This is a genomic window from bacterium (genome assembly GCA_039961635.1).
In the GTDB taxonomy this organism is placed as follows: domain Bacteria; phylum 4484-113; class 4484-113; order JAGGVC01; family JAGGVC01; genus JABRWB01.
Window position 1 is genome coordinate 1 of sequence record JABRWB010000041.1, and the last position, 13,189, is coordinate 13,189.

Here is a 13,189-nt window from a genome sequence, read left to right on the forward strand (position 1 = left end):
TATCCGATTCCGGCGGATTCCGCCATTCGGTTGGATTTTGCCCGTTTTGGCGGCGATACGCGGCCTCCCGGCCGCGCTTCCCGGAGCCGTGATAGTCCAATTAAGCTCGCCGCGCAAACGCCGCGCTCCTTGATTTTTGACTCTCAACGCTCAACTCCGAACTCTCAACTCCCTTGTTTTCCCCGCGTCGCGCCCGCGTCGCGCAATTCCGCGCGGGTTCCGCGCACATTCCGCCGGGCCGTGTCCGCGCCGTTTTGCCGCGGCGGCGGGTCGCTCCGGTCGCGCAATTTGGCATAGGTTCGGCACAGGTTCGGCGGCCCGAACCCGCGCAGAAAGTGGCGGCGGTCGCGGCGGCCATGATGCGGCCGCCAAATGGCCCGCCGTATCGGCTGCCGGAATCGCACCGATATTGAATTACGGGCGGACTTGGAAGCCCGCGCTCCTTATCTCGCGTCCGCTTCTTCCAGCCCCTTGATCACCCATCGGCCGTCGTCCGTGCGCTGGATGTACTTCTCGACGCGGCTGCGCGCTTCCTTAAGGAATTTGTCGCATTGCTTTATTAGCGCGACTCCCTCTTCGAAAAGCTTCACCATATCTCCGAGTTTGATATCTTCGCGTTCAAGCTCCGAGGCGATGGCCTTCAGCCGCTCGAACGTCGTCTCGAAATCGTCAAGCGAATCGCGGGTGGCCGCGGACGTATCGCCGGCGGAATCGGGCAGTCCGGCGGCGGCGATTCCGAAATCCAGCGCTTCGTCCTCGTCCGGAATAAGCCCGCCGATGTCCGGCGAGGCGCCGTCGTTATCCTGTTTTTTCGATTTGCTCATTCCTGCTCCTCGGCCCCGCCGGGCATATCGACTACCGCAAAATACGCGCCGCCGCCGCCGCGGATGGACAACCGCTCGGCATGAGCGACATCCGCCGGGCCGGTCACGATTGTACCATCGGAAGCGCGCTCGACTATGCTGTACCCGCGCGCGAGATGCTTCGACAAATCGCTCGCTTCGAGCCGCGCCTGGAATGCCGAAAGCCGGTCGGCGAGCGATTTGAGAAGAGCGATCGCGGATTTCGCGGACGCGGATTCGAGAGCGCGCGCGTCGGATTGGGTACGTTCGATGCGCGTGAGGATCGCGGACGCCGCGCGGTGCCCGATAAGCGAAGTTGCGGCATCGCGCATTGCGCAGAGCCGCTCCGGAACGGCCGATAAAACGGAAGCAGCGCCGTCGGCGGTCTGCTCGGCCTGTTCGATTCTTCCGACGAGCGCGCGGATCGTGCGCAAATCGGACGCTGCGGTGAAATCGCGTCCGGATGTATTGAGCAGCCGCAGAGTGCGCGCGGGGATCGCGGATTTGAGCGCGTCCAGCTGCGCCAGCACGTCCGGCCAGTTGCCGGTCGCGGCGTCCATCGCCGCGGTCGGAGTGGGCGCGCGCAGGTCGCAGACGAGATCGCATATCGTCGTATCGCTTTCGTGGCCGACGCCGCTTATGGTCGGAATCGTGCAATCGGCGAGCGCGCGCGCAAGCGCTTCGTCGTTGAAGCACCACAAATCCTCGATGCTCCCCCCCCCGCGCGCGATTATCAGCGCGTCGAATCCATCCGGATCAGCCTGCGCGAGCGCGACCGCGCGGATAAGTTCCGCGGCCGCGCCGTCCCCCTGCACGAGCGACGGAAAAAGCTTGAGCTCGACGTGGGGCGCGTTGCGCGCATGGACGTTAAGCATATCCTGCAGCGCCGCGGCCTTAGGCGAAGTGACGATTGCCAGCCGGTGGGGAAGGGCGGGAATCGGAATCTTGCGCTCCGAGTCGAAAAGCCCCTGCGCCTTAAGCTTTTCCTTCAGTTTTTCATACGCGACCGCAAGCTCGCCCGCGCCGCGCGGGATTACTTCGTAAACCGTGAGCTGGTACTCGCCGCGCGGAAGGTATACGGTTACCCGGCCGGAGCAAACTACCTCGTCGCCGTCCTTGAGCTTGATGCGCTGCGCGCCCGAAGCGCCGTTGAACCATGCGCACCGCACCTGGCTTTCCTTGTCCTTGAGCGTGAAGTAAACGTGGCGGTCGTAGATTTTCAATCCGCTGATTTCGCCTACGACGGATACGGCCGCAAGCGCCGGCTCGTTTTCGAGCAGGCTTTTTACGAGCGTGGTCAGCTCGGTTACGGAAATCGTTTTGCGCGCGAACGACACGCCGCTATTTTACACGCGGCGAAACGACAAAAACCGCGCGGCGGCGATCAGAGCCGCAAACACTATGTATGGAAGAAATATTGCCGGGGGCGATAATTTTTTGTTGTACCTGAATTTAAGCGTATGCTTGCCTGCCGGTATTTCCACGCCTTGAAAAGCCGCGTTCACCTTGAATATATTTACCGGCGTGTCGTCGAGCAACGCGCTCCATCCGGGATACCAGCTCACCGCGCGTACGAATATCTTGTCAGTATCGCAGGCGATTTCGAAGGAATCCTCGCCTGGCCTTTCGCCTTTCACAAGTCTAACCGAAGAGAAACCCTCAAGCGACGGTTTCACCGATATTTCATTCGTTCCCATTGCAAGCTGATCAAGGTAAACGGGATATGAATCCGCAATTCGCTCCAGAATTTCGTCTTGCGATGCAAGCTTTTCGTACGCGCCGCAGAGGTAGTATCCGGGCTTCGGCGGTTTCGTGATGGGCGACGGGTAGCTCGGAACAGCGCCGAGCCACGCGACCATCTCCGACTTGCGTTCGTCTTCTAAATTCGAGCCGTCGCTTGAAAGCGCGGTATCGCAAAATTTCTTGTAATCATTCAGCACAAGTTCGCCCGCCCATCCGACGCTGGGGATTCCCGCGAGCCATGGATAGCAAGGCTTCGCGAATTCAACATCCGATTCCTGCGAGCCGAGGTCGGGGCGTTTTTCTCCTTCCTCGTAATAAATCCGCAGGCCGGGGTCGTTACGGGCCAACAACGCGAACCAATGTGGAACCGGCAACGCGGCCTCCGCGCTTGATGTCAAATTGAATTTGGAATGAAACCATAACAGCGGCCAGACGGACAGCGCGAACATCGCGACAGCGATCAGCGCTGCAGAAAATTTGCTGTTTGAAGCGCGCCGTATGAGCAAATCGAATCCGATTGCCGCAAGCCCCGCGGCCATCAACACGTCCGGAATGATGAACCGTGCTGGAATCCGCGAGGCGCCGAATCCCGGAATGATATAAAACAGAGCGTAAACTCCCGCCCATTTTCCCAGAGCAAGAATGAAATAAGCGATATCGCAGGCGACGAGCAGCTTAACGGACTCGGCCGCCCGGCCGAAAAAAGAATCCAGCTTCGGCGCAGCCTTCCAAAAGCGGATGGCAAAAACGAAAGCGGCAAACGCGGCAATAAGCGGAACGGGGCCGATGAAACTCACAAACTCGACGAATCCCTGCGGGCCGCGGTAATCCGGCGACTGCCAAGAATTCGCGGGCCCGAAAAAGAACGGATACAAATATGTCAGCGCCATGTGCGGCGGGTAGCTGTACGAGAGAAAGTCGGCAAGCGTAAATCCGGCGCGGTTGGAATGGCGGAGCAGTTCGACAGTCGGCCAAATGCACAATCCGGCGGAAAGCCCGGCGACAATTGCGGGTGCGACGGGTGCAATCAATATTGCCACTAAAGATTTTCCGATGCCGCGGCGTGAAATGACGCCATACGCAAAAATAAATATCGCCGCGCTGATGATCGATATCATCGTCATCTGCGGATGCCCGGCGAATATGGAAATTAATATTGCGAATCCGGTCGCGACAAAATATACAAATCGTTTTTTTTCAGCGGATTCCGCGACGGCAAGCGAGCCGAAGATTATCCAAGGCATCCACGAGACTGCGGCGACCAGATTCAGGTGCCCAAGATGTGCGGTCAGCGGCCCGGAAATCATGAATATCGACGCGCCGAACGCAGAAGCGGAGATGGATAACCTTAGCCTGCGGAACAAGAACAGCGCGCCGAGACCTGCAAAAAATGTCGAGAGTGCCGCGCCGATGTTGATCGCGGTCCAAGTGTCGAATACTCTGTAGAGCAGTAGATTCGGCGGATAAAGCGGCCCGATCTGGCCTTCCGCGAACAGCGGGAAGCCGCACGCCTGGCCGGGATACCAGTAAGGCAGCCGCCCGGCTTTCAGTTCCTGCGAATAGAACAGCCGCCACGGGTAGTTCTGGTAAAGAATATCGCCGGAGGGGGAGTATACGTCGCCCAGGAAAAGCGTGCTCAAGTGGAAAACGAGCGTGAGGAGCACGAGAAAAATGATTGCACCGGCAAGTGCGCGGTCTAGCTTCACCGGAAGGATTTTAGCACCGGGCTTGGCTCTAATTGGGTAAAATAACCCGCGGCGGGAACAGCATTCCATCTGCGACCGTCCAATCTATTGCTCATGCCCGCACCGCATTTCAATTGGGACGTAATCTGGAACGCGCTGGCGATCCTCGTCTGGCTCGGCCAGGCGCGCTGGGTGCAGCTCGACGCCGAGCGCAAGTACGGCCGCGGCCGGTTCTGGGGGCTTGTGGCGCTGTGCTTCCCGTTCGCCGGCATCGTAGCCTACCTGATGTTCCAGCACACTTCGCTTGTCGAAATAGACATGTTCGACGCGGAGATGAGCTGGCAGCTTGCAGACACGGTGCAGGTGAACGGCCGCCGCCCGGCCCGGCTGACCGCGAAGCGCGGCTTCGGATACCGGCGCCCCGGCCCGTCCGGCCCGACGCGCGCCGACAAGCTCAAGGCGAAGGAGTTGCGGGAGCGCGCCGAACGGATTGCGCTTACGAATCCACTGCTTGCGAAGGAACTTCGGGAGAACGCCGACCTTTTGGATCCGCCAAAGCCGCCCAAAAAGCCGTGGAAGGTGCGCTGGAAGGAGTTCTGGCTGCTTCGGCGGGACGCGGCAAGCCTGCGCCGAAGCCGCAAGGCCGAGCGCCGGGAGTGGCTTAAGCGCCCGAAAAAGCTGCGCACTCACGAGCTGTTCATGAAAAAACTGTCCGAGACGCCGTATGTGGATCCAACGATGGAGGGGCTGCTGTTCGAGGGGCAGTACGAGGTGGCCCGCGAGCGTGCGACAATCAACCTGCAGATCGCGGAGGAGGAGGGCGATTCGAGGAAGCGCGTGACGTACCGGCGCTACCTTGACCAAATAAGCAAGCTGTCGAGGATTTACCTGCCGGGCGAGGAGAACCTGAGCACGGACATCGAGAGGTACCATCTGGGGGAGGAGTAGGGGAATTTCGTGTAAAATAGCGCGGATATGAAATCGTACATCCATGTATTCGTAGTTCTCGTTATTGCAATCGTAATCTCATTTGAAGCGGCAGCATGCCAGCCGGTGCCCGGGGGCGCGACGAAAAAGGAGCTGATAGAGGCGTGCGAGAAGGGGGACTTGGAAAAGGTTAAGTCAATCCTTTCCAAATCTCCCGAACTAGTTAATGCAAAACATGTAAGGCTTGAAGTGGATGAATCCGGAAAGGACAGAATTACTTTCAATCGTGAGCTCACGCCCCTCATTGCAGCCATAATCGCCGATAAGCAATTTGTAGTTGAATACCTGCTAAGCAAAGGCGCGGACGCGAATATCACAGTCAGACTTTTATATAACGAGAAGGTAAATGGAAAGCCTCAAAGGGGAGTTGTCCCTGCAGAACAGATAATGGGACCTCTGCAAGTAGCAGCTTCGAATGGACAAGCAGAAATCTGCATCGTTCTTATTGGCGGTGGTGCCCAAGTAAATGCCGTAATGTCGCCTGAAAAGGTTTCAGCCCTTCAACTTGCTTTGATGTCCGTGAAAATGCAGGAGTTCAACAAAGAGATTTTTCCGAATTCAGATGGTCTCAAAACCGTTCGCCTTTTGGTTGACGAAGGAGCGGACTTGAATGTCCGGCAAAGCGAGTCCGGAAATTCTCTACTTCATTCACTAGTTTTAAGTGAGGAAATGGATGCCGCGCTAATCTTGATTAAAGGTGGAGCTGATCTGAACGCACGCAACAATGATGGCCTTACTCCATTAGGTATGGCCAAAAAGTACAAGAAAAACAAAATGGCTGCATTCTTAAAGAAGCATGGGGCGAAAGAGTAGCCATGGCGATAATGCCTATTAATGCTCAATTTAATTCTCAAACCCCTGCTCCACCCATATCCCCTTCCACGCGTCGGCTTCCAGTATCTCCGCGATGCTTCCCGGCAGGTCGCAGAAGAACCCGTACTCCTTCCAGACTGTAATGAGATTGTTGGCGTTCGTGCGAGCCGGTGCAGCGCTCTCAGCCACCTCGGATTCGCCGGATTCCGAAGCTGCGGCACCGGCTGCGATCGAAGCCGCGACATCCCAGTTATAGCTATCCACATCCCCGCCCTCGTCTATGAACATCGACAGCGACGAACCGCCGTGGTAGTCGTTTCCGCCCGCGCGCGCCTGGCCCGGCGGGTAGTCGTATATATCCCGCCCGCCGCCGTCGCGGAAGATGCACAGCGAGTTGTGCGCGCTCGCGCCCTGCGAAAAGCCGGTTCCGCCCTCGTAGCGGTCGTCGCCGAACGAATCGTAGAAGTAAGTGACGCACTCGTCCCACGCAAGCCCCTGCGCCACGCCCTGCCGCGTCTGGTACAGGTCGTCGCCGCCGTAATTGAGGAACACGCCGACGGCCTGGTGCGCCGAGAAGCCCTGGTTGTAGCGGCTGCCGACGAAGTGGTCGTTCCCGCCTTCGTCGTAGTAGAATCCGAGGCCGAAGTAGTAGCCACCGCCCTGCGAGAAATTGCCCGCTTCGCAGTAGTCGTCGCCGCCCAGGTCTATCACTCCAGCGATCCCGCCAGAGGCGTACTGGCGGAAGCCGTCCGCGCAGCCCTGGCTCCAGGAATCGAAAATGCCGGGGTCGCCGTAGTTCGTGGGGTTCACCCCTTTGGCGTAACGGTAGTCGTCGCCAGCGCCGTCCACGAGAAAGCTGACGGCCTTTGCGCCGGCGAACGCCTGGGATTTCAGATGCGCTTCGCAGCGGTCGTCGCCGGAGACGTCGTACAGGATGCCGGTGCCGAAAATGCTAGCCGCCTGGCAGAACGCCTGGCCGCGGTAGCTGTCGTTCCCCGCCGCGTCAACGAGCGCGCCGCAGCCGAAAAAGCCCGTGCCCTGCGCCCAGTTCATCCCGATGTAAGAATCGTCGCCTTCGAGGTCCACAAGCAGCCCGCAACCGAGGGAGCCGGAGCCCTGCGAATAGGGCAGCGTGGACTCGTAGGCGTCGTCGCCGCCGAAGTCGATCAGGACGCCGACGGGGTGCCGGGGCGAGATTCCGCTGCCCGCGGTCGTCGAATAGAAATCGTCGCCGCCGAGGTCGATGACGAGCAGGTCGTGGCGGTACTGCGCCGGGTCGGTGGGCAGGTTGCGCCAGGTGCGGCCGGTTCCCTGAATGACGATCCATCCGAACGGAGTTTCCTTTTCGTAAAGGACAGGCTGGTCGAGCTTGCCGGCATAAATACGCTTCAAGTTCGATTTCAACTCGTCCAGGTAATAGGGCTCCTGGAAAACCAGCAACTTCGCTTGAGCCGCCAAGAGCTTGCTGTATTCGATTTTTCTGGAAATTGCTATCAGCTTTGCGTTGTCTCGGAACCTGCGCTTGTCAGCATCTTCGTTGATGTAATTGTCCGCCGCAAACGCGTCAGCAAGACCGGCGCGATGTTCTGCGACAAAGGCTTTTTCCTCGTCGGACAAAGCAGAAAAAGCCTCGGACACTAATTCCGCAGCTTCTTTGAAGCGATTTTCCCAGTATGTGGTGTAGTTATCAATCGTGATATTGACGGGCATCTGCGCCATCCAGGATGTCGCCGCGTCGTTTTTCAGCATCCAGCTTGCGGTGGAATGTATTCCGTCAAATCCCCAAATCGTTTTCAAACCGCAGGATTTTAAATCGGCTTCAACAAGTTTTATGCACCTATCCATGGTGAAGCCGTCGCGCAGAATCAGTGAGACCAGATGGCTCCTGAATCCATCGTCGGGGCTAGCCCGGTTGTTCAGCCGCACAAACAGGTCATCAAATTGGGTTTGAGTGCCTGACGCGCTTGTCAAAATCTGCGCCAAATATCGAAGGTTGATTTCCGCATCTGTCATTGGATATGGAGAAGTCGTTTCGTTTGCATTTGCGCAGAGCGTATTCCATAGCTGCTCATTAGGCGGAATCGTCCCCGCGCCGCCTTCCGGGCGAGGGCCGAGGATAACGGTGAATTCAAGCGTGCGCGATTCGTTTATGGCTTCGAGCTTCACGACGTCGCCGGGCTTTGAGTGCGCGAGGATGTCCGGGTAATCCTCCAGCGGGAATTCGGTCGGGTATTCGACGCCGTTCACCGTAACGATCAGTTGCGGTCCCGGTCGAAAAACTTTCACGGCGAGCGAATCGCCGACGTGCTTAGATTTAAGCGCGTCCTGAAGCTGCTGGTTGTACGTCGCGACATCCGCGCCGAGTTCCTTTCCGTCGAGCGCGAGTATCACGTCTCCGGAGCGAAGTCCTGCTTTGTACGCTGGCGAGTCCAATACGGGATCGATCGCAAGTCCCGGCGGATCGGTGGAATTGGACATATTGATGCCCATGTAAACGTTGTCCGTGGCGATGGCGGGGCATAGAGCGGATGCTACGACAAGGATGGCCGCAAAAACACAAATTACCGCATGATTTGCGGCGCATGCGGCGGTCAACAAATGCAAGCACTTTCCCATGGCGCTCTCCCGTGCAGGAATCACCGGACTTCGGCAGCGACATTATAGTCCGATGGGCGGTTTCACCCGCTGCTGGCGGCTGAAACGTAGAATTGTTCGGCCGATATAATGGAGAGGATGTCCGCCAAGCCTTCATCCGAGCTTGCCGCGCACGGCGGCGAACCATTTTGCCGGGAGCTTATCCCGCTTTATCGGCGCGCATACGATCCGGTGGAGCTTGCCGCGCTGGAGGAATGCCTGCGCTCCGGGTGGGTCACGCGCGGCCCGAAAACCGTCGAATTCGAGAGGGCGTTTGCATATTATCTCGCAAGAGGAACGAAGAACGGAGAGTCGGCGGGAAATTCCCGCGGTTTGTTTGCGCTTGGGCTGAACTCCTGCACCGCGGCGCTGCATACCGCGTTGCATTGCGAAGGGATCGGCCCTGACGACGAGGTAATCACGACGCCGATGACGTTTGCCGCGACGGTCAACGTAATCGAGCATGTCGGCGCGACGCCCGTGCTTGTGGATATTCATCCGGATACGCTGTGTATTGACGAGGAAAAAATCGAACGGGCGATTACGAATCGGACGAAAGCGATAATTCCCGTGCATTACGCGGGGCATCCATGCGAGCTTGACGCGATATCGGATATCGCGGAGCGGCATGGTCTTACGGTTATCGAGGACTGCGCGCATGCGGTTGAGGCGGAATACCGCGGCAGAAAAATGGGCGGATTTTCGCCGTACTCATGCTTCAGCTTTTACGCGAACAAGAATCTCTCGACAGGGGAGGGGGGGATGCTTGTCTGCCGCGACGAAGAAACGAAAGCCAGGGCGATGGTCGTCTCGCTCCACGGGATGAGCCGAAACGCGTGGCAAAGGTACGAAGGTAGCCGGTTCGAATTGTACGATATCGAGCGCGCGGGATTCAAATACAACATATTCGACCTGCAGGCGGCGCTTGGGCTGGTGCAGCTTGGCAAGCTCGATGAAAACTGGAAAAAGCGTCTCAGGCTGTATGAGCGATATTGCTCGCTGCTCGCGGATGTGCCGGGAATCGAGCCGCTTCAGGTGCGGGATCATGTAAAGAGCGCGCATCACATATTTCCCTGCCTTCTGGATTTGGACAAAATTACGGTCGGCCGCGACGAATTTCTTTCGTTACTGCTGGCTGAAAACGTCCAGGGATATGTCCATTTCCGCCCGATATTCGAATTCAGATATTACAAGGACAAATACGGCTGGCGGGCAGAAGATTGGCCTGTCGCGGCAGACGCTGGCATGCGCGTTTTGTCGCTGCCGTTCTATCCGTCGATGACTGACGAAGAGATGGATTCGGTCGTCGGCGCAGTGCGCAAGGTTCTTGCGGCGGTATCTATATAGCAGTTTTTCATCCCCTTCGGCCAAATCAAAAAGCAAGCCGTGCAGAATCCGGTTGTATAATCGCACCGTGTTTTTTCGGCGAGTTCCTGCAGCTTCCTACGATTGGGTGATTGCCGGGCTGGGCAATCCAGGCGAGCGGTACAAGGCCACGCGGCATAACCTTGGATTCATGGTGGTGGACGCGTTAGCTGAGCGGTGGAAGGCGGGAAATAAACACCAGCGATGTCAAGGCGAGGTGCGCGAGGCGCGGATCGAGGGCAAGGCTGTGCTGCTCGTCAAACCGATGACGTTTATGAACGGAAGCGGGCTGTGCGTCGGCCCGCTGATGAGACGGAACAAAGGCGCATCTCTGATTGTGGTTTTCGATGATGTGAACCTTCCGCTGGGCAAAATGCGGCTGCGGGCCGACGGCAGCGCGGGCGGGCACAAAGGCGCTGAGAGCGTTATCCGCCACTACAAGAGCGCATTTTACCGCGTAAGGTTGGGCATAGGCGGCGGCGAATTGGAATACCTTTCGGATTGGGTTTTGGAGCCGTTCGAGCCGGAGGAAATGCCAACTGTGCTTGCCATGGTGGCCGCGGCTGTTGTCAAAATCGAGGAGATTGTTACGAAAGGTTGGGAATATGCTGTAACAGCCGGAAACACGGTTAATTACGTCAAAGGTACTGTGGAGAGTCAGTTATGAATGACCTGTTCTATCTTGCTGATTTGCTCGAGCAAAGGCATATTATCGAAAAGTCGATTTCAGACATCATACGCGGTCCGGCATACAAGGTTAACGTAGCCGAATATTTGGCGATTAGGGTTTTCGATATCCAGGCCGCGGGCCGCGGCCACCCCGGGGGCATGGAAGGCTGGTTTGCTTCAGGCCCGCTTTCAGGCCGATCCGTAAAAGTAAAGGCTTTCGCGCGCAACGAATATTACCTCGATATTCCGGCGGCCCACGCGCCCGAATATTACCTTGTGTTCATACACGGAGGCGCGCTGCTGGTGAGTACTTTATATTTAATCAACATTGGGAATTTGCTGAAGGATTTGCAAAAGCGCGGCGCCCTGATTGGAGGTGCGACGAATTTGCCGCGCAGCTTCTGGGACGATTCCGAGTTGTTTCCAAGGCAGATAAGCCGCGAGCTTATCCTGTCGCCGGAACAACATCATATGCTTTCGATTTTTGCATAGGGGGTGATGCCAGTGGCTATCAGCGTTTTAAGCGTTTCTCTCGGAAGCTCCAAGCGGGACAAAAAAGTTTCCACGGCGCTTTTAGGAGAACAGGTCATTATTGAAAGGCGCGGCACCGATGGCGATATTAACGCCGCCATCCGGCTGATCCGCGAAATGGACGGAAAGGTGGACGCGATCGGTCTCGGCGGGATTGATCTTTACTTATGGGTCGGAGACCGCAAATACGTCGTCAGAGATGCGCTTAAAATGGCGCAGGCGGCCAGGAAATCGCCTGTTGTGGACGGCAGCGGTCTAAAAAACACGCTTGAGCGGCGCACCGTAGAGTGGCTGGCGCAAAAGTTCGAGGGTACTCCAAAACTTTCGGATTCGCGGGCGATGATGACTAGCGGCATAGACCGCACGGGAATGGCGCAATCGTTATGGAAATACTGCAGAAGCGTCGTTTTCGGCGATCTTGCATTCGCCTTGGGAATCGGGATACCCATTCGTAGTCTGAAAACGTTGTTCTTCCTTGGCAGCGTGCTGCTGCCCATTGTCACGCGCCTGCCGTTCACATGGATTTATCCGACGGGCGAAAAGCAGGAGAAACAAACTCCGAAGTATCCAAAGTTGTTCGAGAGCGCCGACTGGATATGCGGCGACTTTCATTACATAAAGCGGTACGCGCCGTCAAATTTGAACGGCAAGGTGATTCTTACAAACACGACAACAGAAGAAGACGTGACAATGCTCGCAGGCCGGGGCGTGAGATGGCTTGTTACGACAACTCCCGTTTTCGAGGGCCGGAGCTTTGGAACCAATCTTCTGGAAGCGTGCATCGTCGCGTTGATCAAGCGCTCGCACAGCGAGGGATATTTGCCGACATTAGCCGATTACGAAGCGTATTTGAACAAGCTGGAAATCACACCATCGGTTCGCGCATTGGATAAGGCAAATTAATCCGAATTTGCGGTGCGGACGATTTCGACTTGGTGCGGGAATGGTATTTCTATCGCGTTTGCGCGGAATAACTCGACCACGTCCTGTTGCATTCTCCGTTGAAGTTCATGCTGTTTGCCGGGCTTGACCTTTATCGCGATAAAGTATTCCACTCCGGAATCTTTAAGCGAATTGACTCCGAGAATTTCCGGCTCGCCCAGGATGTAATCCAATTCCTTCATCAATCCCAACGAATACTCGCTTAACAAGGTTCTTACTTTGTCGAAGTCGGTAGAGTAAGCAACATCCACTTTCAAAAAAGCGCGGGCGAATCCTTTGGACAAAACGACCAAGGTGGAAACCTGGGAATTAGGTATTACGTGAATTGAACCGTCGAAGGCCACAAGTTTGATATTTCTTAGTCCGAGCCGTTCAACGGTGCCGACATGTTCCCCTACTTTGATCACGTCGCCAACGCCAAATTCGCCTTCAATCAGAATGAAGTAGCCGGCGATCACATCCTTTACAAGCTCTTGGCTGCCAAAACCGATTGCCAGCCCCAAAATTCCCGCGCCTGCAAGTAACGGCCCCAGGTCTACTCCGAACTCGGACAGCACCAGCAGGCTGGCAATAAAAACGACCACATACCTGTAAAGATTCCGCAGCACTCCGCTGACTGTGCGCACGCGTTCGGCTATTCCTGGTTCGGATTCAAGACGCTTGGAAGCCCTGTCCGCGATTCGCTTGGACAGAAGATTGCCCGCCGCGAGCGCGATCCAAGAACCTACAATAATCAAAACAATTCTTGCGCCGTGCGCCAGATAACCGGTTACAACCGGAGTCAGCCATTCGGTGGTTACACGGACGGGCAGGTCTTCCATCGCTGCATCCTCAAAAAAGACGCAACATGTTATCAGGTTCCAATTCCGTCCACTATCATTCCTGGCAGCTCTTTACCGCTAGCAGAGGAATAATCAGCCAGGCGAGTCCTTTCACGAAAAAGAACACAGCGCCAGCAATGCCGACTCTGGCAAGCCA

The 13,189-nt window shown here is 56.8% G+C and carries 11 protein-coding genes; 6 read left to right on the plus strand and 5 right to left on the minus strand.

Translation table 11 applies throughout. The features are described from left to right. Positions 1–443: 443 nt before the first annotated feature. From xseB to HRF49_06555, 3 genes are read right to left on the minus strand one after another with little or no spacing between them, the layout of a single operon-like run. The gene (xseB, locus tag HRF49_06545; GenBank protein MEP0814307.1) at positions 444–824 is read right to left on the minus strand and encodes an exodeoxyribonuclease VII small subunit; all 381 of its coding nucleotides are present in this window, start codon (positions 822–824) and stop codon (positions 444–446) included. Beyond that, a complete protein-coding gene (xseA, locus tag HRF49_06550) occupies positions 821–2,179 on the minus strand; it encodes an exodeoxyribonuclease VII large subunit (GenBank protein MEP0814308.1) in 1,359 nt (452 codons plus the stop codon). The genes xseB and xseA overlap by 4 nt, the downstream gene beginning before the upstream one ends. 9 nt (positions 2,180–2,188) lie before the next feature. Further along, complete coding sequence (locus HRF49_06555; protein MEP0814309.1) at positions 2,189–4,291, minus strand: hypothetical protein; 2,103 nt, start codon at positions 4,289–4,291, stop codon at positions 2,189–2,191. 87 nt (positions 4,292–4,378) lie between these two features. Between HRF49_06555 and HRF49_06560 the strand changes: the two genes are divergently transcribed. Together HRF49_06560 and HRF49_06565 are read left to right on the plus strand one after the other, a co-directional pair. After that, positions 4,379–5,218 carry a hypothetical protein gene (locus HRF49_06560; protein ID MEP0814310.1) on the plus strand — a complete coding sequence of 280 codons (840 nt, stop codon included), beginning with the start codon at positions 4,379–4,381 and terminating at the stop codon, positions 5,216–5,218. A gap of 27 nt (positions 5,219–5,245) precedes the next feature. Beyond that, positions 5,246–6,070: an ankyrin repeat domain-containing protein gene (locus HRF49_06565; GenBank protein MEP0814311.1), complete on the plus strand. Its 825-nt coding sequence runs from the start codon at positions 5,246–5,248 to the stop codon at positions 6,068–6,070. A gap of 30 nt (positions 6,071–6,100) precedes the next feature. Here HRF49_06565 and HRF49_06570 read toward each other — a convergent pair whose 3' ends face one another. Beyond that, positions 6,101–8,686 (minus strand): PDZ domain-containing protein, encoded by a 2,586-nt coding sequence (locus HRF49_06570; GenBank protein ID MEP0814312.1) that lies wholly within the window; start codon positions 8,684–8,686, stop codon positions 6,101–6,103. Between the two features lie 117 nt (positions 8,687–8,803). On the opposite strand from HRF49_06570, the gene HRF49_06575 reads away from it, so the two are divergent. The 4 genes from HRF49_06575 to HRF49_06590 all read left to right on the plus strand — a co-directional run bounded on the left by HRF49_06575 (position 8,804) and on the right by HRF49_06590 (position 12,172). Next, positions 8,804–10,051, plus strand: coding sequence for a DegT/DnrJ/EryC1/StrS family aminotransferase (locus HRF49_06575; protein MEP0814313.1), 1,248 nt, complete (start codon positions 8,804–8,806; stop codon positions 10,049–10,051). 67 nt (positions 10,052–10,118) lie between these two features. Next, positions 10,119–10,736: an aminoacyl-tRNA hydrolase gene (locus HRF49_06580; protein ID MEP0814314.1), complete on the plus strand. Its 618-nt coding sequence runs from the start codon at positions 10,119–10,121 to the stop codon at positions 10,734–10,736. Further along, positions 10,733–11,230 carry a hypothetical protein gene (locus HRF49_06585; GenBank protein MEP0814315.1) on the plus strand — a complete coding sequence of 166 codons (498 nt, stop codon included), beginning with the start codon at positions 10,733–10,735 and terminating at the stop codon, positions 11,228–11,230. The genes HRF49_06580 and HRF49_06585 overlap by 4 nt, the downstream gene beginning before the upstream one ends. A 6-nt stretch (positions 11,231–11,236) precedes the next feature. Further along, entirely contained in the window at positions 11,237–12,172 is a 936-nt protein-coding gene (locus tag HRF49_06590) for a quinate 5-dehydrogenase (protein MEP0814316.1), read from the plus strand. Here HRF49_06590 and HRF49_06595 read toward each other — a convergent pair. Then, complete coding sequence (locus tag HRF49_06595; GenBank protein ID MEP0814317.1) at positions 12,169–13,032, minus strand: mechanosensitive ion channel family protein; 864 nt, start codon at positions 13,030–13,032, stop codon at positions 12,169–12,171. The genes HRF49_06590 and HRF49_06595 overlap by 4 nt on opposite strands. Positions 13,033–13,189: the final 157 nt, after the last annotated feature.

What these genes read in the sequence shown, in the direction of transcription:
- HRF49_06565 (MEP0814311.1), top strand. Translation starts at nt 5,246, where the DNA reads ATGAAATCGTACATCCATGTATTCGTAGTTCTCGTTATTGCAATCGTA.
- HRF49_06595 (MEP0814317.1), bottom strand. Translation starts at nt 13,032, where the DNA reads ATGGAAGACCTGCCCGTCCGTGTAACCACCGAATGGCTGACTCCGGTT.
- xseB (MEP0814307.1), bottom strand. Translation starts at nt 824, where the DNA reads ATGAGCAAATCGAAAAAACAGGATAACGACGGCGCCTCGCCGGACATC.
- HRF49_06570 (MEP0814312.1), bottom strand. Translation starts at nt 8,686, where the DNA reads ATGGGAAAGTGCTTGCATTTGTTGACCGCCGCATGCGCCGCAAATCAT.
- HRF49_06585 (MEP0814315.1), top strand. Translation starts at nt 10,733, where the DNA reads ATGAATGACCTGTTCTATCTTGCTGATTTGCTCGAGCAAAGGCATATT.
- HRF49_06590 (MEP0814316.1), top strand. Translation starts at nt 11,237, where the DNA reads ATGCCAGTGGCTATCAGCGTTTTAAGCGTTTCTCTCGGAAGCTCCAAG.
- HRF49_06575 (MEP0814313.1), top strand. Translation starts at nt 8,804, where the DNA reads ATGTCCGCCAAGCCTTCATCCGAGCTTGCCGCGCACGGCGGCGAACCA.